The following is a 23,254-nucleotide window of genomic DNA, read 5'->3' as shown; positions in this document are numbered from 1 at the left end:
CCAGGCTCACGCGGCCTGAAAGGACACGTTTCACTCATGGCTTTGGAGAACGACACACAGGCTCCGGACTTCGAGCTCGCCAACCAATACGGCGAACTGATCCGTCTGAGCGAGTTCCGGGGCAAGCGTCCCGTCGTTCTGGTCTTCTTCCCGCTCGCGTTCTCGGGCATCTGCACGGGCGAACTGTGCGCCCTGCGCGACAACATCGCCATGTTCCGCACCGAAGGTGTCGAGCTCATCGGCATCTCGGTCGATTCGAAGCACACGCTGCGCGCCTGGGCCGAGCAAGAGGGTTACGACTTCAACCTGCTAGCCGACTTCTGGCCGCACGGTCAGGTCGCCAAGGAGTACGGCGTGTTCCTCGACGTGAAGGGGCTCTCCAACCGGGCGACCTTCATCATCGATACGCAGGGCATCATCCGCGCCAGCTTCATCACGGCGCCCGGCGAGGCTCGCTCGTTGGCCGCCTATCGCGCCGCGCTCGAAGAACTGCACCAGCCGGCCTAGGGTTCGCCGAACGAGTGGTTCGATTCACGCGCTCGACGAGTCGTTGGCTTCTGATGCTGCTGCCTCACTGCGCCCGACGGGCCCGGCCGGTCTTTAGCCGATCAGGCTGACGGCGCGCGCGATGACGAGCGCCAGGATGATGAAACCGGCGAACGCCTCGAGCCCCATGAGCAGCTTCGCGCGGTGCGACAGCGGCATGGTGTCGGTGGGCGAGAACGCCATCGAGTTCGACAGCGAGAAGTAGAGGTAGTCGACGAACGTCGGCACCCAATCGGCCACGGCGCTCGACCGGGCCCGCACCTCGGTGATGGCGTCGTCGTCCTCATCCTGGGGAAAACGGAAGTCGGCCGGCTGCAACTGGTCGCGAGCGAGCCGGGTGCGGGCAACAGGTCCGCCGCGGTCCAGCTCCCAGAACACCAGTGCGAAGGCGATCACGTTCGTCAGCCACACCTGCAGCGCCGAGAGCAGCAGGGGAGGGCCGTCGTGGGTTCCGTCGACCAGGAGCTTGATCAGCAGCACGAGCGTGATCTGGTTGGCGACCAGGATGAGGAGCGCCAGGCCGAGCGACAGCAGGCGAGAAAAACGCGTCTCCCGATTCAGCCGGTGCGGGTTCAAGATGAGCAGCGGGATGACGAGCAGCAGCCCGATCCCGACCACCACATAACGCTGCACGCTCAAGAGATCGTTCGGCAGGAACGCGTACAGCGTCAAGGCCGCGAGCACCCCGATAATGGGCGGCCAGCGGTGTTCGGCCGGCACCTGCCGCGACGGGTGTTGTTCCATGAGGCCGAGTGTATGCCGTAACATGGGTGCTCGCCGCGTCACGCGGTGAGGGCCTTTAGCTCAGCTGGTAGAGCGCCACGTTTACACCGTGGATGTCATCGGTTCGATCCCGGTAGGGCCCACGGTATTTATGGCCCGCCTTGCAGGCGGCGCGGCGGTGTTCATGGCCCGCCCGTGAGGCGGCACAGCTGTGTTCATTGCCCGCCCGTCAGGCGGCGTCGCTTCAGATGGCCGCTTTCAGACGGTCGCGCAGGAACCCTACGACCCGCTCCCTGGCTCGGTAGGCGCTGTTCTTCGGATGCTCGCGCACCTCGTTCGTGAGCACCGAATGGGCGCCGCGGACGAAACCATCCGGGTTGCCCGTCGAGGAGTCGAGTTCGATGACCTCGAACGCGTCGCCCAGCCGCTCGGCTATGGTCGCGAACCGTGCGCGAGGAACGCTCGCGTCTTCACTGAACCGCAGCCCGATCGCGCACACCTCTCCGGCGCTGGCGCGCTCGGCCACGCGGTCGAACTCGCCGGGCGACATGGTCGGGTCCATTTGACGCGCCCGCCCGATCGGGAAAGGCGCGGCAGGCTGACTCAAGACGGAGGCGGCGACCGAGTCGTCGACCGCGACGGCGAGCGCGAAGCCGCCCGTGAAGCACATCCCGATAACGCCGACACCACGCCCGGGCGTGCGCGACGCCAGATCGGATGCAACCGCACGCAGGTAGTCGGTGATCGGTCGATGCGCCCCCGCGGCGAAGGCGCGGAACTCGCTCGCGACGCACAACCGGGCAACGGTCTTGAGGATGTACCCGGTCGAAGCGGCGCGTCCCGGCTGCCCGAACGGCGATGGCACGACCACCGTGAATCCTTCGACCACGAGATGTTCGGCGAGCCCCAGAACCTCGGGCGTGATGCCGGGGATCTCCGGGATCAGGACGACGCCCGGCCCGTTGCCCTTCTCGTAACGGTCATAGGTGAACCCGCCGCCCGTGAAGGGAGTTTTCGTCCATCCGTCGAGCGTTGCCGTGGGCGCGTTGTCGGTCATAGGCCCAACCTACGACCGGATGGCCGACATCCGACCCTTTCCCAGGCGACTCTTTCCTACACGCCCGATTCCGCCATTAGTCGATCGACTAACACTCGGATGACCTCCTTCCGCCCGGTCCTCGGCCGCGCCAATCTGAAGACATCACACAGAAGCGAAACGCGGAAGGAACCTCATCATGACGAATGTCCAGAGCACCCCGACCAAGACCCGCACCCGTCGTTCGATCGGCATCGCCTCGGCGGCGCTGTCGGCCGGCATCCTCGGCGCCGTGATGGGCGTCACCCCGGCGAACGCCGCCGACGCACCCGGCTTCTCGGGCGAAGAGTTGCAGCAGCTCTGTAGCGGCGAGACGATCTCGAAGGACGGCGGCGTCTTCCGTTCCGCCAACTGCACGTACAAGCCGGGTGGTGACGTGCAGAAGTTCATGCGGTGGAAGGCCGTTCCGGACACGAAGGTCTCGGCCTGCGACGGCCAGAGCAACCAGACGAAGCGCCTCCAGATGCAGACGGTGACGTTCTCGCAATCGTGGACGGTCGGTGGCAACGCCGGCCTCAACATCAAGGACATCTTCAGCATCGGCGTCGAGAGCAGCTACACCGAGACATCCACCACGGCCACCGCCAACACCGACGAGATCGTCGCCAACTCGGGCCAGACGAACTTCGCCACCCTCGGAGAGCCGTTCGTGCGTGAGACGGGACCCATCGAGGTGACCGTCGAGCGGGAGAACCGCATCGGGCTCACCACCGGCCAGGTCGTCTCGGTCTGGGAGGACGCCGGCACGCAGAGCCTGAACGACGTGCAGCGTGACGTACCCGACCCGACGCGCATGGGGGAGTCCGGCCGCGGTGAGGCTCCCTGCGGCGAGACCAACCGTGTGCCTGAAGACCCCAACCAGTGGTACGACTACTTCGGATAGTCGCCACGCAACGCGAGGCCCCGCTTACCGCTCGTCGGTGGGCGGGGCCTTTGTCGTGTCGGCCCGGTCAGACAGCGGTCACGACTCCTCTGCGGCGTCGGTTGTGTCGGGCACCGCTGGTGGCGCCGTCGAGTTTGTGTCGGTGGCCGGCGCTGCGGACGGGGGTGCGGGCGCGGGCGGCAACGCGGCGATCTTCGAACGACGGGCCTGACGTGGCGCACGGGCGACCAGCGCACCGCGAACGAAGGCGACGGCGACGAGGGCCGTTCGGTTGGGCGCACGCCAGGTCCGCATCAGCCGCGACAGATGCCAGGCCACGGTCTGACGACTGAACCGCGTACTCCGCGCGATCTCTTCGTTCGACAGCCCGTAGGCCGCGAGCGTGAGCATGTCCGCCTCATCCGCGGTCAGAGCATCGGATGCCGCAGCCAACTCGACATCCGAGAGCCCGACGTCGGCGAGCCCGACATCCGTGAGCTCTCCCGGCGCCGCCGTATCCCGCACGCGGTCTTCCGTTTCGCCGCTCACGTGGTCCGCCGCGTCGACGCGCCCGCGATGAGCAGCCCAACTCTCGGCCCAGCACGAGCCGAGTTCGTATGCCACGTGGGAGGCGCGGGCCATCGCGAGCACCGTCTGAGCGCGATCCGCGCTCCGCGTATGCCGGATGACCACCGAGAACACCTTCAGTGCCGGAAATGCCCCGCGCAACACGACGGAGAAGTTCACGCCGGGCCCCACCGCCGCGCGGGCGGCCACCTGCCGCAGCCGAGTCAGACATGACTCGGGCACGGGTGTCCCCTGCTCGACGGCTACGAGGGCCGGCAAAAGCACGATCGGAACGATTTCGCGGTAGCGCTCCTGCAGCCACTCCCGGTCGTCGAGCGGAACCTCGTCGAGCGGGGGCGCAACCAGCAGTCGCGCGAAGTCGGGTGCGCGCTCCGGCAGGCCCAGCTGCAGCGCCTGGCCCGGCCGCATGAGTTCCATCGTCGGTGCCTTCATTCCCACACGTCCCCCTCGCCGTTGTCTCCATCGTCGCATCGACAGGCGGGGTTCGGCACAATCGCCCTCCCGTTGACAGTGCTGCCTCGATCACCTACATCGGTCGACCACCGCGCCGCCCGGCCTAGGCTGGTTGCCATGACTACCACTCTGCGCACCGTGACCGACGTGGTCGAGAGGCTCTGGCCGATCGATGGACAAGAGTCGTGGGATGCCTCGGGCCTCATCGCCGGCGCGTCCGAGCAGCCCGTCGCCACCATCCTGCTCGCGGTCGACGCGGTCGCCGAGACGGTGGACGAAGCCGTCGAACGCGGCGCCGGAGTCTTGCTGACGCATCATCCGCTGCTCTTGCGCGGGGTGACCACGATCGCGTCGTCCACCTACAAAGGGGCGCTGCTGCAGAAGCTCATCAAGAACGACTGCGCCCTGCTCGCCGCCCACACCAACGCGGATGTCGTGGCCGACGGCACCTCGGCCGTGCTCGCCCGGCACCTCGGCCTCACCGACGTCTCACCCATCGTTGTCTCGAAAGAGCAGCCTCTGCGCGACGCCGACCCCGAAGCGCCCCTGGCAGGCATCGGCCGCGTGGGCACCCTGCCGCAGCCCGTGCGCCTCGGCGACCTGGCGCGAGCCCTCGGCACGATCCTGCCCGCCACGGCCACGGGCGTGCGCGTCGCGGGGGAGTACGACCGACTGGTGCAGCGCGTGGCGCTCTGCGGGGGCGCGGGCGACTCGCTGCTCGGGGAGGCAGCGGTGCAGGCATCCGACGTCTACATCACGAGCGATCTGCGGCACCATCCGGCGTCCGAATTCGTCGAGCAGGCGCGGCTGGGCGACGGGCCCGCCCTCATCGACACGTCCCACTGGGCATCCGAATGGCTCTGGTTGGATGTCGCGGCCGAACAGTTGCGCCGCGAACTGCCGGGTGTCGAGGTGCTCGTGAGCGAGATTCGCACCGATCCGTGGGACTTTGTCGTCACGCAATGAGCCAAGATAGAGGTATCGCTACAACGTTGGGATCAGTGTGAAAGCCAGTCTTGCCGAGCAGAAGCAATTGCTCTCGCTCCAGGCCGTCGATACGACGGTCGCTCAGTTGAACCACCGCACCAAGAATCTGCCGCAGAACGCGGAGATCGCGCAGCTGCGCACGCAGCTCGATGCGCTGCGCGGACGACTCGCCACCGAGACCGGAACGCTCGACGACACGCGCGCCGAACTCTCGCGCCTCGAGAGCGATGTGCAGCTGGTCGAGGCACGCGTCGCGCGCAACACCGAGCGCCTGCAGCAGACGGCCTCGGCGAAAGACGTGCAGGCGTTCGAGCAGGAGCTCGAGTCGCTGAAGCGTCGCCGCGACAACCTCGAAGAGATGGAACTCGTCGTCATGGAGCGGGCCGAGACCGACGAGGCCGTCGTCAACTCGACCCGGGCCGAGGAGGCCGAGCTGACCGCCCGCATCCAGACCCTCGAGGCCGAGCGCGAGGCCGCCCTCGATCGCCTGAGCGGCGAGCTGGGCACCGCGACGGGTGAGCGCAACACCGTGGCCGAGAAGGTCACGCCCGAGCTGCTGGCGCTCTACGAGAAGCTGCGTGCGCGCGGCGGTTTCGGCGCGGCACTGTTCCGCGCGGGCACCTGTGGGGCCTGCAACATCACGTTCACGGGCAACGACCTGCAGTCGCTGCGCGCTCAGGAGATCGACGCCGTCGTGCAGTGCCCCGAGTGCAACACCATCGTCGTGCGCACGGAAGAGTCGGGTCTCTGGTGAGCCACTCCTTCGTCGTCGAAGCCGACGGCGGTTCGCGCGGCAACCCCGGCATCGCCGGCAGCGGCGCGATCGTCATCGACGAGGCGTCGGGCGAGATCCTCGCCGAAGAGGGTGTCTATGTGGGCATCGCCACCAACAACGTCGCCGAATACCACGGCATGATCGCCGGGTTGAAGAAAGCTTTCGAGATCGATCCGACCGCCGTCGTGCACGTGCGCATGGATTCGAAGCTCGTGGTCGAGCAGATGTCGGGCCGCTGGAAGATCAAGCATCCCGACATGCAGAAGCTCGCGCGCGAGGCGCACGCACTCATCGGCTCGCGCCAGGTGACGTTCGAGTGGATCCCGCGGGCCGAGAACTCGCGCGCCGACGCCATCGCCAACAAAGCCATGGACCGCAAGGTCAGTTTCGCCGAATAGCTCTCGATAGACTGGGGGCGAACGGGCCGGCTAGACGGTCGCGTCATCCGCCTTCGGGTGTGATGCCGAGGAACGTCCGGGCTCCACAGAGCAGGATGGTGGGTAACACCCACCCGGGGCAACCCGCGAGACAGTGCCACAGAAAGTAGACCGCCGCCGGGCAACCGGCGGTAAGGGTGAAACGGTGGTGTAAGAGACCACCAGAGGCCAGGGTGACCTGGTCGGCTCGGTAAACCTCGTCCGGAGCAAGGTCAGACAGAACACCATGGGGCTGCTCGTCCCGTGTTCGGGTAGACCGCTAGAGGGCTGCGGCAACGTAGTCCCGAGAGAGATGGCCGTCACGGTCGCGCAAGCGCCCGACAGAACCCGGCGTATCGGCCGACCCGTTCACTTTCTTCGCCGCCCTGCTGCGGAAACGACGATGCGGCGGCTCGTGATCGAGCCGCCGCATCGTTCTGTTCAACTCTCTCGCCGGATGCGAGCCGCCACTACTTCTTGGCAGCGCCCGAGTCGGCCATCTTCTCGCCTGCACTGTCGCTGTCGGCCTTCGCTTCGACGTCGGAACCGGCGGCCGCAGACGTGCTGCCCACGTGCGCGGCCGCATCGCCGTGCACGGCCAGCGCCGCGGCGCCCAGGATGCCCGCGTTGTTGCGGTGGTGCGCCGGAACGATGGGCGTGTTCAGGCTGAGCAACGGCAGGAACTTCTCGTGGTGCTTCGACACGCCGCCGCCCACGATGAACAGGTCGGGGGAGAAGAGGAACTCGAGCTTGTCGTAGTACTTCTGCAGGCGCTTGGCCCAGTGCTCCCACGACAGGTCGTCGCGCTCCTTGGCGCCATACGACGCCTTCGACTCGGCGTCATGGCCGTCGATCTCGAGGTGTCCCAGCTCGGCATTCGGGATGAGCACGCCGTTGAAGATGAGCGCGCCTCCGATGCCGGTGCCGAGCGTCGTCATGATCGTGAGACCCTCTTGGTCTTTCGCGGCACCGAATGCGGATTCGGCGTAGCCCGCGGCATCCGCGTCGTTGACGAACGTGATCTCGCGACCCAGCGCGTCTTCGAACTGCTTCTCGGCGTCGAGGCCGATCCACTTCTTCGACACGTTGGCGGCCGACAGCGTCTTGCCGTGCTTGACGATGGCGGGGAAGCAGACACCCACCGGAGTGTCGGCCGACGGCGGGTCGAGCTGCTTGAGCAGGTCGACGGTCGTCTGCAGGATGTCGGCGGGCTTGCCTCCGTCGGGCGTTGGCACCTTGATGCGGTCGGTGAGCAGCTCGCCCGACGCCAGGTCGATGATCGCGCCCTTGATGCCCGTGCCGCCGATGTCGATGCCGATCGCGGTCTTGGTGGAAGCCGACGAGACGTCGGTGTCGGATGCGGTCTGAGCGGGAATCGGAGTTCCGCTGGTGGTTTTCGCCATGACAGTCACCTTAGAGGGGTTGCGGGTTCGAACGGGAGGGGTGGTGGCGCGCGCCGTCGCCGCGCTAGAAGCTCGTCTGGCCGGTTGGCAGCGTCAGGATGTCTGCCCCGCGTTCGGTCACCACGAGGGTGTGCTCGAATTGAGCGGTGATGCTCTTGTCGCGCGTCGTCACGGTCCAGTCATCCGCCCACATGTCCCACTCGTGCGTGCCGAGCGTGAGCATAGGCTCGATCGTGAAGACCATGCCGACCTCCATGACGGTGTCGAACTGCGGCGCCGAGTCGTAGTGGGGGATGATGAGGCCCGAGTGGAACGCCTCACCCACGCCGTGGCCCGTGAAGTCGCGCACGACGCCGTAGCCGAAACGCTTGGCGTAGGACTCGATGGTGCGGCCGATGACGTTGACCTGGCGGCCGGGTGCGACGGCCTTGATGCCGCGGCGCAGCGACTCCTCGGTGCGCTCGACCAACAGGCGCACCTCCTCGCGCGGCTCGCCCGCCATGAACGTGCGGTTCGAGTCGCCGTGCACGCCGCCGATGAAGGCCGTGATGTCGATGTTGACGATGTCGCCGTCGTTCAAGACGGTGTCGTCGGGGATGCCGTGGCAGATGACCTCGTTCACCGAGCTGCACAGCGACTTCGGGTAGCCGCGATAGCCGAGCGTCGACGGGTAGGCGTCGTGCTCGATGAGGTAGCGGTGCCCGATGGCGTCGAGTTGCTCGGTGGTCACGCCCGGCTTCACGTTCTCGCCCACGAGCGCGATGGCGTCGGCGGCGATGCGACCGGCGCGCCGGATGGCCTCGATCTTCTCGGGCGGGTAGACATCTGATCCGGTGAAGGGCGACGGCGCCGTCTTGCCCACATATTCGGGGCGGGGGATGCTGGCCGGCACCGGTTTGACCGCGGTGAGCTGGCCGGGAATCAGGTGTCCGTGAGAGTCCTTGGGCATAGGATCAAGCTTAGTCCGGCGCAGAATCGGCGCGGCACAGAAGCGAAGCCGGCGCGGCACAGAAGGGGACGACGATGTCAGAAGATCCGTCGAAGCAGTACTGGTACAACATGAAGACGCAGGCCGTCGAGCAGGGGTACGCCTCGCCGTCGGCCGATCGAGTCGGCCCGTTCGCCACCCAGAGCGAGGCGGCGCACGCGCTCGACAAGTTGCGCGAGAACAGCCAGCGTTGGGCCGCCGAAGAAGCAGCCGAAGACCGCTGAGGTTCGGCATCCGCGACGGTCGTCAGAATCCACTAGCCTGGAGTTCTTGAGGCTTGCTTCGAGACATCGGCGATCGCCCGGAAAGAGGAGTGCATGGATAAGCAGACTGACTTCGTTCTTCGGACCATCGAAGACAGAGGCATCAAGTTTGTCAGGCTCTGGTTCACCGATGTGGTGGGCACACTCAAGTCCGTGGCCATCGCGCCCGCCGAGGTCGAGGGCGCTTTCGCCGAGGGACTCGGGTTCGACGGCTCGGCCATCGAGGGGCTCACGCGCTCCTACGAGTCCGACCTCCTGGCGCACCCCGACCCGACCACGTTCCAGATTCTTCCCTGGCGCGGCGAGATCGACCCCACCGCGCGCATGTTCTGCGACATCACGACCCCGGATGGCGTCGCAGCCGTCGCCGACCCGCGCAACGTCTTGAAGCGCACGCTCGAAAAGGCGGCCGACCGCGGGTTCACGTTCTACACGCACCCCGAGATCGAGTTCTACCTGCTGAAGTCCGCGCAGCTCGGGCCAGAGGGTCCCATCCCCGTCGACTCGGCCGGCTACTTCGACAACGTCCCCGGCGGCACGGCCCACGACTTCCGCCGCCGCTCGGTGCGCATGCTCGAAGATCTCGGAATCTCGGTCGAGTTCAGCCACCACGAGGCGGGCCCCGGCCAGAACGAGATCGACCTGCGCTACGCCGACGCGCTCACCACGGCCGACAACATCATGACGTTCCGCACGGTCATCAAAGAGGTCGCCATCGAGCAGGGCGTCTACGCCACGTTCATGCCGAAGCCACTGTCCGATCACCCGGGTTCGGGCATGCACACGCACATGTCGCTGTTCGAGGGCGATCAGAACGCGTTCTACGAGGCCGGCGCCGAATACCAGCTGTCCAAGACCGGCCGCCAGTTCATCGCCGGTCTGCTCAAGCACGCGCCCGAGATCACGGCCGTCACGAACCAGTTCGTCAACAGCTACAAGCGCCTCTGGGGCGGCGACGAGGCCCCGAGCTTCGTGTGCTGGGGCCACAACAACCGGTCCGCGCTCATCCGCGTGCCGCTCTACAAGCCCAACAAGGGGCAGTCGTCGCGCGTCGAATACCGTGCCATTGACTCGGCCGCCAACCCCTACCTCGCCTACTCGCTCATGCTGGCCGCCGGCCTCAAGGGCATCGAGGAAGAGTACGAACTGCCGCCCGAGGCCGAAGACAACGTGTGGAGCCTGAGCGACACCGAGCGACGTGCCCTGGGCTACTCGTCGCTGCCCGCGAGCCTCGACCATGCCATCCAGTACATGGAGGAGTCCGAGCTCGTCGCCGAGACGCTGGGCGAGCAGGTGTTCAACTACGTGCTGCTGAACAAGCGTCGCGAATGGCAGGAGTACCGCGCGCAGGTCACGCCGTACGAGCTCGCCAAGAACATCGAAATCCTCTAAGCAGGAGACTCCGTGCAGCGGCAGATGGCGACTCTGACCGAATTGGCGCGCATCGGGTTCGCCGATCTCAGCGAGTCGAGAGAGGTTCTCGACACTCTGCAGGAGGTTGCCGGCGTCGACCCCCGCGAGTTCCTCGAGGACTTCCGGGTCGCCGCCGACCCCGACCAGGCGTTGCGCGCCATCGTGTCGCTCGCTCGCGTCGACGATGGTCGCACAGCTCGCTTGCTCGCTGATCCCGTGCACCGCGTCGTGCTGCTGCGGTTGGCCGGTGCGTCGCAGGGACTCGTCGAGTTCTTCGAGCGGCATCCCGACCAGTTGGATGTCGTCACCGAGCCTTCTGCCGAGTTGCCGTCGGCCGCGCAGATCGCCGATGACCTGCTGGCTACCGTGCACGAGGTCGACGGGTTCGCGTCCGCGGGCACGGCATCAGCCGGCGGAACATCCGCAGCCCGGGCAGCTGGGGCGAGCTCGGACGCCTCCGGCTCAGGCGCCTCGCGCTCAGCAGCATCGAGCGGCACGTCATCCCCGGCCTGGTCCGAAGACCGCCTGTGGACCGACCTGCGCATCCGCTACCGCCGTTGGCTCGTGCGCATCGCCGCCTTCGACCTGTCGGCCTCCGACGCCTCGGCCGTGCTCGACCGGGTGGCCACTCGACTGGCGGATGCCGCGGGCGCCGCGCTCGAGGCATCCCTCGCCGTGGCCCGCACCCACGTCACCATGCCCGGCGCCGGCCCGGCCCGCTTCACGCGCGACGAGGTCGCGCTCACCCGTTTCGCCATCATCGGCATGGGCAAGGCGGGCGCCAACGAACTCAACTATGTGAGCGACGTCGACGTCATCTTCGTGGCCGAGGGCGATGAAGAGGGCGGCCTCGAGAACGCCAAGGCCGTTGACATCGCGACGCGCCTGGCCGTACTCACCATGCGCGGCATCTCCGAGGCCGGTTTCGAGCCGCCGCTCTGGGAGGTCGACCCGAACCTCCGCCCCGAGGGCAAGCAGGGCGCCCTCGTGCGCACGCTCGACTCGCACATCGCCTATTACGAGCGCTGGGCCAAGAGCTGGGAGTTCCAGGCGCTGCTGAAGGCACGGCCCTTGGCCGGCGACCCCGACCTCGGGCAGCGCTACGTCGACGCGCTCTGGCCCAAGGTGTGGTCGAGCGCGTCCCGCGAAAACTTCGTCGACTCGGTGCAGCGCATGCGCGAGCGCGTGACCGACAACATCCCGTCCGATGAGCTGCACTATCAGCTCAAGCTCGGGCCTGGCGGCCTGCGCGACATCGAGTTCACGGTGCAGCTGCTGCAGCTCGTGCACGGCCAGAGCGACGAGAGCGTGCACGAACGCGGCACGATCCGGGCGCTCGGGGCCCTGTCCGAGAGCGGCTACATCGGCCGCGTCGAGGCCGCCGGTTTTGCGCAGGACTACCGCCTCCTGCGCGTGCTCGAACATCGCCTGCAGCTCAGCCGACTGCGGCGCACGCATCTCATGCCCCGGGATGACGCATCCTTGCGTGTCCTCGCCCGTGCCTCGGGTCTCGCCACGACAGGTCACGCCCTCGTCACGCGCTGGGAGAGCACCAAGAACGAGGTGCGCACGCTGCACGAGCGCCTGTTCTACCGGCCGCTGCTGAGCGCCGTCGCGGCCCTGCCCGAGGACGAAGTCACGCTGAGCCCCAAACAGGCCGAGGCGCGCTTGGCGGCCATCGGGTTCCGCGACGCCCGGGGCGCGCTGTCGCACATCCAGGCGCTCACGGGCGGGGTGTCGCGCCGGGCCACCATTCAGCGGCACCTGCTTCCCGTCATGCTGCGCTGGTTCGCCGACGGCGCAGACCCCGACTACGGGCTGCTGGCGTTCAGGCGGCTGTCCGAATCGCTCGGCGGCACGCACTGGTTCTTGCGCATGCTGCGGGACTCGTCGGGTGTGGCCGAGCGTCTGACCCGCGTGCTCAGCGGATCGCGCTACATCGGCGAGCTGCTCGATCAGATCCCCGAGGCATCCGCGTGGTTGGAGGACGATCGGGAGCTCAAGCCTCGCAGCCTCACGACGCTACGAGATGAAGCATCCTCGATTCTGCGCCGCCACGCCGATGCCGAGCCCGCCGCCAAGGCCATCATGCGGATGCGTCGGCGCGAGCTCCTGCGTCTCGCGATCTCGTCGGTGCTCGGCGTCGTCGAACTGCAGCAGCTCGGGGCCGGCCTAACCGACGTCACGACGGCCACCCTCGACGGCGTACTGCGCGCCATCCGCCGCCGCGACGGCCTCGGATCGGATGCGCTCGAGTTCGCCGTGATCGGCATGGGACGCTACGGCGGAGGCGAGCTCGGTTTCGGCTCGGATGCCGACCTGCTCTACGTGTTCCGGGCCACCACAGGCACCCCCGAGGCGACCACGCAGGCGGCCAACGCCATCGTCAAGGCACTGTCGGGTCTCACGGAGGATCACCGTGTGCCGCTCGACCTCGACACCGACCTGCGGCCCGAGGGCAAGAACGGGCCACAGGCGCGCTCGCTCGACTCCTACCGCGCCTACTACGAGCGCTGGTCGCTCACGTGGGAGGCGCAGGCGCTGCTGCGGGCGCGCGGTGTGGCAGGTGATGAGCAGCTGCTGGCCGACTTCGAGGCGCTGGCCGACACAGTGCGCTACCCGACCGCGATCGCCGAACAGGCGGTGCGCGAGGTCAAACGCATCAAGGCTCGGGTGGAGAACGAGCGGCTGCCGCAGGGTGCCGACCCGACCCGTCACGTGAAGCTCGGCCGAGGGTCGCTGAGCGACGTCGAATGGTTCGTGCAGCTCATGCAGCTCGAACACGCCGCCGCCATCCCCGACCTGCGCACGACATCCACGCTGGATGCCCTCGCCGTCGTCGCCCGCGAGCACCTCGTCCCCGACGCCGACGCCGAACGTTTGCGCGAGGCCTGGCTCTTCGCCTCGCGCCTGCGCAGCAGCATGACGCTCTGGCTCAACAAGACCACGGATGTCCTGCCCAGCGACCGACGCCAACTCGAGGGCATCGCGCGCGTCATGGAGTACCCGCCGGGCTCGGCCACGCAGCTCGAGCAGGACTACCTCGCGGTCACCCGCCGGGCCCGCCGCGTCTTCGAGCAGCGCTTCTACGGCCTGCCCGACCGCATCCAGCCCTCGACGGCCTGAGGGCTCGGCAGCCCACCACCCAGCCCGGGGGAGGGAACGGGTTGCTGTGACAGCGGTGGTGCAGAGCATTGTTGAAGCCCCGCCGCATCCGCCAATGACCCCAGCCGCTCTGTGGCCTCGTCGCACCGCTTGACGGCCGGAGCGAACGACTGAGGGCCGCCCCGACGAATCGGAGCGGCCCTCAGTAACCGACAAGCGGTCGTTCAGCGACTAGACGCCGAAGTACAGCTCGTACTCGAACGGGTGCGGGCGCTGTGCCAGCGGCTTGATCTCGTTCTCGCGCTTGTATTCGATCCAGGTCTCGATGAGCTCCGGGGTGAACACGTTGCCGGCGAGCAGGAACTCGTGGTCGGCTTCGAGCGCGGCCAGGGCGCCTTCGAGCGTGGCGGGAACCTGAGGAATGCTCTTCGCTTCCTCGGGAGGCAGCTCGTAGAGGTCCTTGTCGACGGGCTCGTGCGGCTCGATGCGGTTCTTGATGCCGTCGAGGCCGGCCATGAGCTGGGCGGCGAACGCGAGGTACGGGTTGCCCGAGGCGTCGGGCGCGCGGAACTCGATGCGCTTGGCCTTCGGGTTGGTGCCCGTGATCGGGATACGGATCGAGGCCGAGCGGTTACCGGCCGAGTAGACCAGGTTGACGGGGGCTTCGAAGCCGGGAACCAGGCGGTGGTACGAGTTGACCGTCGGGTTGGTGAACGCGAGCACGGCGGGGGCGTGCTTCAGCAGGCCACCGATGTACCAGCGGGCCAGGTCGGAGAGCCCGCCATAGCCGGCCTCGTCGTAGAACAGCGGCTTGCCGTCGCTCCACAGCGACTGGTGCGTGTGCATGCCCGAACCGTTGTCGCCGAAGAGGGGCTTGGGCATGAACGTCGCCGTCTTGCCCCACTGGTCGGCCGTGTTCTTGACGATGTACTTGAACTTGAGGATGTCGTCGGCCGCGTGCACCATCGTGTCGAAGCGGTAGTTGATCTCGGCCTGGCCGCCCGTGCCCACCTCGTGGTGAGCGCGCTCGAGGATGAGGCCCGCGTCGATCAGCTTGAGCGAGATGTCGTCGCGCAGGTCGGCCTGCTTGTCGACGGGCGAGACGGGGAAGTAGCCGCCCTTGTAAGGGGTCTTGTTGGCGAGGTTTCCGCCTTCTTCGACGCGGCCCGAGTTCCAGGCGCCCTCTTCGGAGTCGACGAAGTAGAAGCTCGAGTGCTGGTTCACTTCGTAACGCACGTCGTCGAAGATGTAGAACTCGGCCTCGGGGGCGAAGAACGCGGTGTCGGCGATGCCGGTCGAGGCCAGGTACTTCTCGGCCTTCTTGGCGACCTGACGCGGGTCCTTGGAGTAGACCTCGCCGTTGCGGGGGTTGTAGATGTCGAACACCATGATGAGGGTGCGCTCGGCGCGGAAGGGGTCGACGTAGGCGGTCGAGACATCAGGGATCAACTGCATGTCGGACTCGTGGATGTTGGCGAAACCGCGGATGGAAGAACCATCGAACAACTGGCCGACGGAGAAGAACTCCTCATCGACGGTCGAGGCGGGGATGTTGAAGTGCTGCTGCACACCAGGAAGATCGGTGAATCGGATGTCGAGGAATTTGACGTCCGTGTCTTTGATGAACTTGAGCACCTCGGAGGAATCACTGAACATGGGAAGAACTCCAAATGGCTTCGTACCGAGCGGGGTGCGACATGCACCCAACCCGAGGCTATTGATAGGGCATTACCCCGCAGTGTCGCCCATGTTTCGGGCGTGTTACGAGTCGATGGGCACGTAGACTTGAGCCGTGCCGAACCCCCCAAAGCCTAGCGTCCGCTTCGGAGACCTCCAACCGAGCCGCTATCCCGGGCAGCGTCTGGGCCTGCCCGAAGAGGGTGTCATGAGCGTCGCCCGGCCGGGTCGTCGCATCTCGGCGTTCCTCATCGACAGCGCCATCTCGGCGCTCATCTCGTTCGCGTTCTTCAACTACGACACGTGGGCCACCTTGCTCGTTTTCGTCGTCACCCAGGTCGTGTTCATCCCGACGATCGGGGGAGGTCTCGGCCACCGTGCGGTCGGCATCCGCGTCGTCAAACTGGGCGGCGGATGGATCGGCGTCTGGCGCCCGGTCGTGCGCACTCTCCTCCTCGCCATCCTCGTTCCGGCCCTCGTCTGGGACTCGGATCAGCGCGGTTTCCACGACAAGGTCGCGGGCACGCTCCTCATCCGCAGTCGCTAGCCATTCCGTAATTGCGCATAACGCAACGATCGCCGAGTCAGTGCAGGGGCGAAATGAGCAGCCTTCTCATTCCTTGATCGCAGGTTCGAATCGTCAGTCCGGCTCTCGGCTAACATGGATGGATGACGAATCCTGCTGCGGTTGAAGACGTTCCCATCGGCGGGGACGACATTCGCCTCGGCCAGTTCCTCAAGTTCGCGGGTCTACTGGACTCCGGCGGGAACGTGAAAGAGGTCATCGCCGACGGGCTGGTCACCGTGAACGGCGAAATCGATCGACGCCGTGGGCGCCAGCTCGCGATCGGCGATATCGTCGGCTTCGAGGGGCATCGGGTTCGCGTCAGCCACTGAGCTAACCGACCTCCCGGCTCCTGTGCGTCGGTTCCGAGCGTCGAGTGCGACGGCCGGCCCCCGGAACTCGCGTGGCGGCAGCTCTAGGCGAGGCACGCGTGGACCTCATGCTCCTCACGGCTCAGCTCGCGGGAGCGTGAGCCTGAGCGCACACGGTGCTGCAGCGCCGGTGACGCCGTATGAAAGTGCAGCATTCACCGGTACTTGTCGTCGCCTCCGCTGTGGCCGAACCGGCCGAACAGACGAAGAAGGCCCGTCCTCTCGGACGAGCCTTCTTCACATGCTGACGTGGGCTAGCGGGCGCGCTGCGGGCGGGCCTTGAACGGGTCGACGCCCTTGGGGATGGGCATCTGCGTGCCGAGGGACGCGAGACGGTTGGAGACGGCCAACGCCTCGGGCTTGGTGAGCGTGTTCTTCACCTTGCGCACCGACTTGGCGAGCTTGTGCAGCTCGACCGAATCGTCATCGGGGCCGACATAGAAAACCGTGACGGGAACGTTCGGAAGAACGCGGTTGATCTTGCGCTTCTCGTCGTCGACGAGCTTGCGTGTGCGCGACACGGGGCCCTCGCCCACGAGCACGACGCCGCCGCGGCCGACGGCCCGGTAGACGGCATCCTGTGTGCGACCGTTGACGTTGACGGGCATTTCGCTGCCGCGCCAGCTGCGGGGGAGCGAGCCGCGGAACACGGCGCCAACGGCACCGGGCTGCCCGGCAATCTGCCCATAGGCGGCACGCTCGGCGCGGCGACCCAAGATGAGCATGGCCGCCAGGATTCCGGCGAGCACACCGGCGATCACCCAGAGGACGATGCCGAAGACGCTGTCGCGCGAGAAGATGAGTGCCAGTGCCACACCGACGGCAACGCCGCCGAGGAAGCCGAGCAGCATCGCCCAGACGACATTCGGGTCATAGCGGCGAGTCATCTGGAAGACCTGAGCCATCTGCTTGAGACGACCCGGCTCCTTCGCCTTCTTCGCGGGTTTTTCCTTACGTGCCATGGTGTCAAGGATACCGGCATCCGGCGCTTTCGCTCTGCACAGTTTGCGATCCTCCGCTTCGTCCACAACGTGATCGCCGAGGGCGCGCTCCGAGCCGCGAACCGCAAGGCTGGGCAGCATGACGGATGCTTCGCGACACCCCCTGATCGGCTCGATGGTCGAGGGCTACAGGCTCGACCGTGTGCTCGCCGTGTGGGCCTGCGCGACGGACTTCGATGCCTCGCGACGAACCCCCGAAGAAGCTGATGCGCCGCGACACCCGCTCCCGGCTGATTTCGCGTCGCGCCGTTCGTCGCGACCGCGAGCGGCCGGGCCTGCGGCTCACGAACGCGAGGTCACCGCACGCGACGATGAACGGGTGCGCGTTCGCGTCTGGCACGAGCCCGACGTTTCAATCGGCGATGACCCGTCGCCGCATCCCCTACGGCGACCCGTCGGGCCGATCCGTTCCCGCGGCATGCCTCGGATCGCGAGAATGCTTCACCAGGGGTTCGGTCGGGCGGCCAGGGTAGACCGCGCGAGGGAAGGCCCGGTTGTGCGCACGGAACCGCCGGAGGCCATGCGGCGAAAAGAGCTCGATCTCGCCTCGAATTGGAGCATCCGAAGCAGTGTCATCCCACGCCCGAGCTCCTTGTCGATGACCGAACCGGGCATCCGACCACCCTACGGCTCGTGCGAGGCGGCGATCTTTCCCGCTCTCGGGGAGTTGCTGAGTGTCGGCCTCAGCCGTGAACAGGGTGAATCCATGAACTCCCGGACGGTTCTTGCCGTGCTCGTTCCGCTCCTGAACGGCGTAATCGAACTGCTCGACGCCGGCTATCAGCCGCATCCCTTCGTCCTGGGCGCTCTGGCCCAGGGTGCCTCCGGGTACGTCGTCGTCGACGCCGACCTCGTGACCGCGCGGCGAGCAAGGTCCCCCGCCGCGGCCGGGGGCGGAGACCGGGTGCAGGCGGAGTCAGGTGTGGCGCCGGGCACGTCGAGCCGAGCGCAGAGAGAGGCACGCGCAGCTCACGCAGCGGCGGGAACTGCAAGACCCGAACTCCCTGCGCGCGAGGCGCTCACGACACTGGCACCGATCGTGGAGGAACTGTCGGTCCTTCTCAGGCATTCGACCGAGCGAGGGTCAGCGGGGGACACCCTGTCGGCGCGGTGGGCGCTGTGGAGCGACCACATCGAAGGTGCCTCGCCCCGCGCGGCCCTCACACTACTCGAGGCTCAGCTTTTCGCGTGGCACGAGGAAACAGCAGGCGTTCGTGCATCTGGCGGCGGACATCCTGACCGCGGATATCGCGAACGCGAACCTTCGGGGAACGACGAAGCGGCGCCCACCGAAGTGGACGCCGCTTGAGGGGAAATCGAACCGAGGTTAGATTCCGAGGTCGTTCTGGAAGTTGCCGTCTTCGAGACGGTTCTTCACGGCGACGAGGAAGCGCGAGGCGTCCGCGCCGTCGACGATGCGGTGATCGTAGGACAGGGCCAGGTAGACCATCGAACGGATGGCGATCGACTCGACGCCGCCGTTCGAGATTACGACGGGCTTCTTCGTGACGATGCCGGTGCCGAGGATGGCGACCTGCGGAAGGAAGACGACGGGCGTGTCGAACAGGGCGCCGCGCGAACCGGTGTTGGTCAGCGTGAACGTTCCGCCGGCGAGCTCGTCGGGCTTCAGCTTGTTGTCGCGCGTGCGGGCCGCCAGGTCGGCGATCTGCGCGGCGAAACCGTTGAGGTCGAGCGACGAGGCGTCACGGATCACGGGGGTGAGCAGGCCGCGCTCGGTGTCGACGGCGATGCTCAGGTTCTCGTGATCGGGGTAGACGATCTGGTCGCCGTCGATCGTGGCATTGATGACCGGGTAGGCCTTCAGGGCCTCGGTCGCCGCGAGAGCGAAGAACGGCAGGAACGACAGCTTGTTGCCGGTCTTGGAGTGGAACTCACCCTTCACCTGGTCGCGGAACTGAGCGATCTTGGTGACGTCGACCTCGACGACGCTCGTGAGCTGAGCAGAGGACTGCATCGACTCGACGGCGCGCTGGGCGACGACCTTGCGCAAACGCGACATCGGCTGCGTGGTGCCACGCAGCGGGGAGGTCTCGAGCGGCTTGCGCTCGGCCTCGACGGGAGCTGCGGCCGGTGCGGCGCTCGACGCGCTCTTGGCCTTGGCAGCCTCGAGAACGTCTTCCTTGCGGATGCGGCCACCGACGCCCGTGCCGGAGACGGTCGACAGGTCGACGCCTTCCTGCTGAGCGAGACGACGCACGAGCGGCGTCACGTAGCCGGAGTTGCTGCCATCGCCGGCCGGAGCGGACGACTCGGCCGGAGCGGAAGCGGCGGGAGAGGAGGACGCTGCTGACACCGGAGCCGGAGCCTCGGTGGGAGCAGACGGCGCGCTCGGGGCGGCAGGCTGAGCGGCAGCGCCGTAAGCGTTGCCCTTCTCGTCCTCGGCCTCGGGTGCGTCTTCCGCGGGAGCGGAGGCGACCTCGTCGGCCGGCTGTTCGGTGGAGGGAGCCTCGGGTACCGGCTGCTCTTCGACGGGCGCGGGCGCCTCTTCGGCGGGTGCCGGCTCGGATGCGGGTGCCTCGGCCTCGGGAGCGGAACCCTCGTCGGACGAGCCCTGGCTCGAACCGTCGCCGATCTCGACCAGCGCGGTGCCGACCTCGACGGTCTCGTCTTCCTGAACCAGGATCTTCTCGATGACGCCGGCGACCGGCGACGGGATCTCGGTGTCGACCTTGTCGGTCGAAACCTCGAGCAGAGGCTCGTCGACCTCGACGCGGTCTCCCACGTTCTTCAGCCAGCGGGTGACCGTGCCCTCGGTGACACTCTCGCCGAGTGCCGGGAGGCTAACGGATTCGCTCATGACCTTAACTCCTTCAAAAACCTAATTCGTGACTGTTTGTCTTGGTGCTTCTGCTGTTTACAGCGCGTGCAACGGCTTTCCGGCCAGCGCGAGGAATGCTTCGCCGACCGCCTCGTTCTGCGTGGGGTGCGCGTGAATGAGCGGCGCGATGTCTTCGGGGTATGCCTCCCAGTTGACGACGAGCTGGCCTTCGGCGATGAGCTCACCGACGCGGGCGCCGATCATGTGCACACCGATGATGGGGCCGTCGTTGACGCGGACGACCTTGACCGAACCGGTCGTGCCGATGATCTCGCTCTTGCCGTTGCCGGCGAGGTTGTAGTCGTAGGTCGAGATCTTGTCGTCGCCCCACTGCTCTTTGGCCTTGGCTTCGCTGTAACCGACCGACGCGACCTCGGGGTCGCAGTAGGTGACCTTGGGGATGTTGATGTCGGGGATGACGATGGGCTTCAGGCCCGCGAGCTCTTCGGCGACGAAGATGCCCTGCTGGAATCCGCGGTGTGCCAGCTGCAGGCCGGGGACGATGTCGCCGACGGCGTAGACGCCGGGGACGCTCGTCTCGAGGCGCTCGTTCGTGATGACGAAGCCGCGATCCATGGTGACACCGACCTCTTCATAGCCGAGGTTGGCGGTCGACGGGCCACGACCGACGGCGACGAGCAGCAGGTCGGCGTCGAAGGTCTTGCCGTCTTCGAGCGTGACGACGACACCGTCATCGTTCTGGGTCACGCTCTGGAAGCGCACGCCGAGCGAGTAGTTGATGCCGCGCTTGCGGAACGCGCGCTCGAGCGACTTGGAGATCGACTCGTCTTCGTTGGGAACCAGGTGGGGGAGCGCCTCGATGATCGTGACGTCGGAGCCGAAGGACTTCCACACGCTCGCGAACTCGACACCGATGACACCGCCGCCGAGCACGGCGACCTTCTTGGGGATGAAGTCGAGCTGCAGCGCCTGCTCGCTCGTGATGACGCGGCCACCGATCTCGAGGCCGGGCAGCGAGCGGCTGTAGGAGCCCGTGGCGAGGATGACGTTCTTGCCCGTGATGGTGCGGTCGCCGACCTGGACGGTGGTGGGGGACGTGAGACGACCCTCGCCCTCGATGGTCGTGATCTTGCGCGCCTTGACGAGGCCCTGCAGACCCTTGTACTTCTTGGCGACGATGCCCTCGCGGTAGGCCGTGACGGCCTGGATGTCGACTCCCTCGAAGGTGGCCTTCACGCCGTACTTCTCGGAGTCGCGAGCGCCGTCGGCGATCTCGGCCGAGTGCAGCAGAGCCTTGGTGGGGATGCAGCCGCGGTGGAGGCAGGTGCCGCCGACCTTGTCTTTCTCGATCATGCCGACGGTGAAGCCGAGCTCTGACGCGCGCAACGCTGCGGCGTATCCGCCTGATCCACCGCCCAACACGACCAGGTCGAACGTGTCGTTCGATCCCTGGTTCTCAGACGTGGTGTTTCCGGACGGGTTGGTTTCCGACACTGAACTTCTCCCTCAAGCATCTGGTTGTGCGTGTTGCTGGTGTGCGCCCGCCTGGTTCTCAGGTGACGCAGAGGCGGGCATCCTTTGCCCATTCGAGCCTACTACGGGCGGCTAAACTCTTCGGCCACTTTCAGCAGTGTGCGAACGCCCGACGCGGTCGGACCTCCGCCGGTGAAGCCGTACGCAGCATCCGTATTGTTCGACGGGCCGGCCGTGTCGATGTGGGTCCAGGGGATCTGGCCGCTGCCATCCTCGATGTCGCCGATGAATTCGCGCAGGAATGCCCCAGCGAGCAGCATGCCCCCGGCGGTCTGGCCGAGCTTCGCGTTCTGCAGGTCGGCGATGGGCGAGTTGAGCTTCTTGCGCAGCTCCTCGGCGAAGGGCATGGGCCACATGGGCTCGTCGACGGCGTCGGCCGCGGCCTTCACCTGGGCCACGAACGCGTCGTCACCCATGAGTCCGGAGTAGCGATTGCCGAGGGCGACCTGCTGCGCGCCGGTCAGGGTGGCGATGTCGACGATGGCGTCGGGGAATTCCTCGCTGGCAGCGACGAGGCCGTCGGCCAGCACGAGGCGGCCCTCGGCATCCGTGTTGTTGATCTCGACGGTGGTGCCGCCGCGAATGGCGAGGATGTCGTCGGGGCGCATGGCCTGACCGGACGGCATGTTCTCGGCGATGCACATCCAGGATGTGAGGCGCACGGGCAGTTCGAGTCGCGCGGCGGCAACGATGACGGCCAGCACGCTCGCGGCGCCGGCCATGTCGTACTTCATGCCGATCATCGAGCCGGCGGGCTTCAGCGACAGGCCGCCCGTGTCGAAAGTGATGCCCTTGCCGACGAGGGCGAGGTGTTTGGCTGCGCCCGCGGGGGAGTAGCTGAGCTTGACGAGGCGCGGGGGTCGCGTCGACCCCTGTCCGACGCCCATGATGCCGCCGAAGCCGTCGGCGACGAGCTGCTCTTCGTCCCAGACGGTGACGTCGATGGGGAGGCCGGCCGCAGCCTCGACGGCCGCCGCGGCGAGCGTCTCGGGGTAGAGGTCGGACGGCGGCGTGTTGACGAGGTTCTTCACGGTCGACACGGCTTCGGCGACCGCGGTGGCATGTGCGGTGACGTGGGATGCCTCATCCGAACCGTCGGCGACGTGCTCGCCCGTGTGGTGCACGACGACGTTCCCCACGGCAGGCTTGTGGTCACCGAGCGACGCGCTGCGGTAGTCGAGGAAGGTGTAAGCGCCCAGAGCGGCACCCTCGGCGAGCGCCCGGAGCTCATCGGCCGACTGGGTGGCGATCGCGATGGCGACCGTGGACTGGCCCGCCAGCTGACGCAGGGCCGAACCGGCGGCGTAACGGAGGGACGCGGCATCAACGGTCGAGCCGAGGCCCGCGACGGCGAGGGGGATCGAGGTGCCAGCGGGCGCCGGCAAGCGTACGAGACCGTCCTTGGCCCCCGTCGAACCGACCTGACGCAGCTGGGCTTCGATAGCCTCGGCGTCGACGACGCCGTCGAGAGCAACGAGCGCCGGACCGTCGGCGGTCGAACGCGCGGCGAGAAGAATGATGTCGGGCTGGGTGCCGCCGGCCTCACTCCCGTATTTGGTGGTCGATCGGACGGTGAGGGAGATCTGCGGAACGCTCATTCCATCCATGTTAGGTGCTCGTTGCTGGGCGCCAGGTGCCCGCGCCTGTTCGCTCTCGGCACGACGCCCGACGCCCCGATCGAGCCTTCTC

At 67.1% G+C, this 23,254-nt stretch carries 21 protein-coding genes, 1 tRNA gene and 1 other RNA gene; 13 read left to right on the top strand and 10 right to left on the bottom strand.

Annotation, left to right across the window (positions count from 1 at the left end):
* Positions 1-36: 36 nt before the first annotated feature.
* Positions 37-507 (top strand): peroxiredoxin, encoded by a 471-nt coding sequence (locus tag ALI44B_RS03255; RefSeq protein ID WP_077053298.1) that lies wholly within the window; start codon positions 37-39, stop codon positions 505-507.
* Between the two features lie 93 nt (positions 508-600).
* Here ALI44B_RS03255 and ALI44B_RS03250 read toward each other — a convergent pair whose 3' ends face one another.
* Positions 601-1,290 (bottom strand): hypothetical protein, encoded by a 690-nt coding sequence (locus tag ALI44B_RS03250; RefSeq protein WP_077053297.1) that lies wholly within the window; start codon positions 1,288-1,290, stop codon positions 601-603.
* Between the two features lie 49 nt (positions 1,291-1,339).
* On the opposite strand from ALI44B_RS03250, the gene ALI44B_RS03245 reads away from it, so the two are divergent.
* Positions 1,340-1,412, top strand: a tRNA-Val gene (locus tag ALI44B_RS03245).
* 101 nt (positions 1,413-1,513) lie between these two features.
* Here ALI44B_RS03245 and ALI44B_RS03240 read toward each other — a convergent pair.
* Positions 1,514-2,326 carry a dienelactone hydrolase family protein gene (locus tag ALI44B_RS03240; RefSeq protein WP_077053296.1) on the bottom strand — a complete coding sequence of 271 codons (813 nt, stop codon included), beginning with the start codon at positions 2,324-2,326 and terminating at the stop codon, positions 1,514-1,516.
* 178 nt (positions 2,327-2,504) lie between these two features.
* On the opposite strand from ALI44B_RS03240, the gene ALI44B_RS03235 reads away from it, so the two are divergent.
* Positions 2,505-3,248: a hypothetical protein gene (locus ALI44B_RS03235; protein WP_077053295.1), complete on the top strand. Its 744-nt coding sequence runs from the start codon at positions 2,505-2,507 to the stop codon at positions 3,246-3,248.
* Between the two features lie 78 nt (positions 3,249-3,326).
* Here the strand turns inward: ALI44B_RS03235 and ALI44B_RS03230 are convergent, their stop codons facing one another.
* Complete coding sequence (locus ALI44B_RS03230; RefSeq protein WP_143458950.1) at positions 3,327-4,247, bottom strand: helix-turn-helix transcriptional regulator; 921 nt, start codon at positions 4,245-4,247, stop codon at positions 3,327-3,329.
* A gap of 138 nt (positions 4,248-4,385) precedes the next feature.
* On the opposite strand from ALI44B_RS03230, the gene ALI44B_RS03225 reads away from it, so the two are divergent.
* From ALI44B_RS03225 to rnpB, 4 genes are all read left to right on the top strand, one after another.
* On the top strand, positions 4,386-5,234 hold the full coding sequence (locus tag ALI44B_RS03225) for a Nif3-like dinuclear metal center hexameric protein (RefSeq protein ID WP_077053293.1): 849 nt from the start codon (positions 4,386-4,388) through the stop codon (positions 5,232-5,234).
* A 37-nt stretch (positions 5,235-5,271) separates the two neighbouring features.
* Entirely contained in the window at positions 5,272-6,009 is a 738-nt protein-coding gene (locus ALI44B_RS03220; protein ID WP_077053292.1) for a zinc ribbon domain-containing protein, read from the top strand.
* Positions 6,006-6,428 carry a reverse transcriptase-like protein gene (locus ALI44B_RS03215; protein ID WP_077053291.1) on the top strand — a complete coding sequence of 141 codons (423 nt, stop codon included), beginning with the start codon at positions 6,006-6,008 and terminating at the stop codon, positions 6,426-6,428. Before ALI44B_RS03220 ends, ALI44B_RS03215 begins: the two co-directional genes overlap by 4 nt.
* A gap of 22 nt (positions 6,429-6,450) precedes the next feature.
* Positions 6,451-6,818, top strand: an RNA gene (gene rnpB, locus ALI44B_RS03210) — RNase P RNA component class A.
* A gap of 98 nt (positions 6,819-6,916) precedes the next feature.
* Here rnpB and ppgK read toward each other — a convergent pair.
* On the bottom strand, positions 6,917-7,849 hold the full coding sequence (ppgK, locus tag ALI44B_RS03205; protein WP_083709472.1) for a polyphosphate--glucose phosphotransferase: 933 nt from the start codon (positions 7,847-7,849) through the stop codon (positions 6,917-6,919).
* Between the two features lie 64 nt (positions 7,850-7,913).
* Positions 7,914-8,798, bottom strand: a complete 885-nt coding sequence (map, locus tag ALI44B_RS03200) for a type I methionyl aminopeptidase (protein WP_077053290.1) — start codon at positions 8,796-8,798, stop codon at positions 7,914-7,916.
* Between the two features lie 74 nt (positions 8,799-8,872).
* On the opposite strand from map, the gene ALI44B_RS03195 reads away from it, so the two are divergent.
* The 3 genes from ALI44B_RS03195 (at position 8,873) to ALI44B_RS03185 (ending at position 13,639) form a co-directional block, all read left to right on the top strand.
* Positions 8,873-9,061, top strand: a complete 189-nt coding sequence (locus tag ALI44B_RS03195; protein WP_077053289.1) for a hypothetical protein — start codon at positions 8,873-8,875, stop codon at positions 9,059-9,061.
* Positions 9,062-9,154: 93 nt separating this feature from the next.
* A complete protein-coding gene (locus tag ALI44B_RS03190; protein ID WP_077053288.1) occupies positions 9,155-10,492 on the top strand; it encodes a glutamine synthetase family protein in 1,338 nt (445 codons plus the stop codon).
* Positions 10,493-10,516: 24 nt separating this feature from the next.
* The gene (locus ALI44B_RS03185; protein ID WP_077053287.1) at positions 10,517-13,639 is read left to right on the top strand and encodes a bifunctional [glutamine synthetase] adenylyltransferase/[glutamine synthetase]-adenylyl-L-tyrosine phosphorylase; all 3,123 of its coding nucleotides are present in this window, start codon (positions 10,517-10,519) and stop codon (positions 13,637-13,639) included.
* Between the two features lie 210 nt (positions 13,640-13,849).
* Here the strand turns inward: ALI44B_RS03185 and glnA are convergent, their stop codons facing one another.
* Positions 13,850-15,274 (bottom strand): type I glutamate--ammonia ligase, encoded by a 1,425-nt coding sequence (gene glnA, locus ALI44B_RS03180; RefSeq protein WP_077053286.1) that lies wholly within the window; start codon positions 15,272-15,274, stop codon positions 13,850-13,852.
* Between the two features lie 136 nt (positions 15,275-15,410).
* On the opposite strand from glnA, the gene ALI44B_RS03175 reads away from it, so the two are divergent.
* Positions 15,411-15,842 carry an RDD family protein gene (locus tag ALI44B_RS03175; RefSeq protein ID WP_077053285.1) on the top strand — a complete coding sequence of 144 codons (432 nt, stop codon included), beginning with the start codon at positions 15,411-15,413 and terminating at the stop codon, positions 15,840-15,842.
* A gap of 122 nt (positions 15,843-15,964) precedes the next feature.
* Positions 15,965-16,192 (top strand): RNA-binding S4 domain-containing protein, encoded by a 228-nt coding sequence (locus tag ALI44B_RS03170; protein WP_077053284.1) that lies wholly within the window; start codon positions 15,965-15,967, stop codon positions 16,190-16,192.
* A gap of 293 nt (positions 16,193-16,485) precedes the next feature.
* Here ALI44B_RS03170 and ALI44B_RS03165 read toward each other — a convergent pair whose 3' ends face one another.
* The gene (locus ALI44B_RS03165; RefSeq protein WP_077053283.1) at positions 16,486-17,193 is read right to left on the bottom strand and encodes a DUF4191 domain-containing protein; all 708 of its coding nucleotides are present in this window, start codon (positions 17,191-17,193) and stop codon (positions 16,486-16,488) included.
* Positions 17,194-17,938: 745 nt separating this feature from the next.
* Here ALI44B_RS03165 and ALI44B_RS03160 point away from each other — a divergent pair.
* Complete coding sequence (locus ALI44B_RS03160) at positions 17,939-18,541, top strand: hypothetical protein (protein WP_143458948.1); 603 nt, start codon at positions 17,939-17,941, stop codon at positions 18,539-18,541.
* 18 nt (positions 18,542-18,559) lie between these two features.
* Here ALI44B_RS03160 and sucB read toward each other — a convergent pair whose 3' ends face one another.
* The 3 genes from sucB to ALI44B_RS03145 form a co-directional block, all read right to left on the bottom strand.
* The gene (gene sucB / locus ALI44B_RS03155) at positions 18,560-20,050 is read right to left on the bottom strand and encodes a 2-oxoglutarate dehydrogenase, E2 component, dihydrolipoamide succinyltransferase (protein ID WP_077053281.1); all 1,491 of its coding nucleotides are present in this window, start codon (positions 20,048-20,050) and stop codon (positions 18,560-18,562) included.
* A 57-nt stretch (positions 20,051-20,107) separates the two neighbouring features.
* Complete coding sequence (gene lpdA / locus ALI44B_RS03150; RefSeq protein ID WP_083709470.1) at positions 20,108-21,526, bottom strand: dihydrolipoyl dehydrogenase; 1,419 nt, start codon at positions 21,524-21,526, stop codon at positions 20,108-20,110.
* 101 nt (positions 21,527-21,627) lie between these two features.
* Entirely contained in the window at positions 21,628-23,163 is a 1,536-nt protein-coding gene (locus ALI44B_RS03145; RefSeq protein ID WP_077053280.1) for a leucyl aminopeptidase, read from the bottom strand.
* Positions 23,164-23,254 lie beyond the last annotated feature (91 nt).

Origin of the sequence: Leifsonia sp. ALI-44-B, assembly GCF_001984125.1 — a bacterium.
GTDB lineage: Bacteria > Actinomycetota > Actinomycetes > Actinomycetales > Microbacteriaceae > Okibacterium.
This window is presented reverse-complemented; position numbering and strand designations above follow the sequence as displayed.

Coding starts and splice junctions, on each gene's coding strand:
- ALI44B_RS03255 (WP_077053298.1), top strand. CDS start 37: ATGGCTTTGGAGAACGACACACAGGCTCCGGACTTCGAGCTCGCCAAC.
- ALI44B_RS03250 (WP_077053297.1), bottom strand. CDS start 1,290: ATGGAACAACACCCGTCGCGGCAGGTGCCGGCCGAACACCGCTGGCCG.
- ALI44B_RS03240 (WP_077053296.1), bottom strand. CDS start 2,326: ATGACCGACAACGCGCCCACGGCAACGCTCGACGGATGGACGAAAACT.
- ALI44B_RS03235 (WP_077053295.1), top strand. CDS start 2,505: ATGACGAATGTCCAGAGCACCCCGACCAAGACCCGCACCCGTCGTTCG.
- ALI44B_RS03230 (WP_143458950.1), bottom strand. CDS start 4,247: ATGAAGGCACCGACGATGGAACTCATGCGGCCGGGCCAGGCGCTGCAG.
- ALI44B_RS03225 (WP_077053293.1), top strand. CDS start 4,386: ATGACTACCACTCTGCGCACCGTGACCGACGTGGTCGAGAGGCTCTGG.
- ppgK (WP_083709472.1), bottom strand. CDS start 7,849: ATGGCGAAAACCACCAGCGGAACTCCGATTCCCGCTCAGACCGCATCC.
- map (WP_077053290.1), bottom strand. CDS start 8,798: ATGCCCAAGGACTCTCACGGACACCTGATTCCCGGCCAGCTCACCGCG.
- ALI44B_RS03195 (WP_077053289.1), top strand. CDS start 8,873: ATGTCAGAAGATCCGTCGAAGCAGTACTGGTACAACATGAAGACGCAG.
- ALI44B_RS03190 (WP_077053288.1), top strand. CDS start 9,155: ATGGATAAGCAGACTGACTTCGTTCTTCGGACCATCGAAGACAGAGGC.
- ALI44B_RS03185 (WP_077053287.1), top strand. CDS start 10,517: ATGGCGACTCTGACCGAATTGGCGCGCATCGGGTTCGCCGATCTCAGC.
- glnA (WP_077053286.1), bottom strand. CDS start 15,274: ATGTTCAGTGATTCCTCCGAGGTGCTCAAGTTCATCAAAGACACGGAC.
- ALI44B_RS03170 (WP_077053284.1), top strand. CDS start 15,965: ATGACGAATCCTGCTGCGGTTGAAGACGTTCCCATCGGCGGGGACGAC.
- ALI44B_RS03165 (WP_077053283.1), bottom strand. CDS start 17,193: ATGGCACGTAAGGAAAAACCCGCGAAGAAGGCGAAGGAGCCGGGTCGT.
- ALI44B_RS03160 (WP_143458948.1), top strand. CDS start 17,939: ATGAACTCCCGGACGGTTCTTGCCGTGCTCGTTCCGCTCCTGAACGGC.
- sucB (WP_077053281.1), bottom strand. CDS start 20,050: ATGAGCGAATCCGTTAGCCTCCCGGCACTCGGCGAGAGTGTCACCGAG.
- ALI44B_RS03145 (WP_077053280.1), bottom strand. CDS start 23,163: ATGAGCGTTCCGCAGATCTCCCTCACCGTCCGATCGACCACCAAATAC.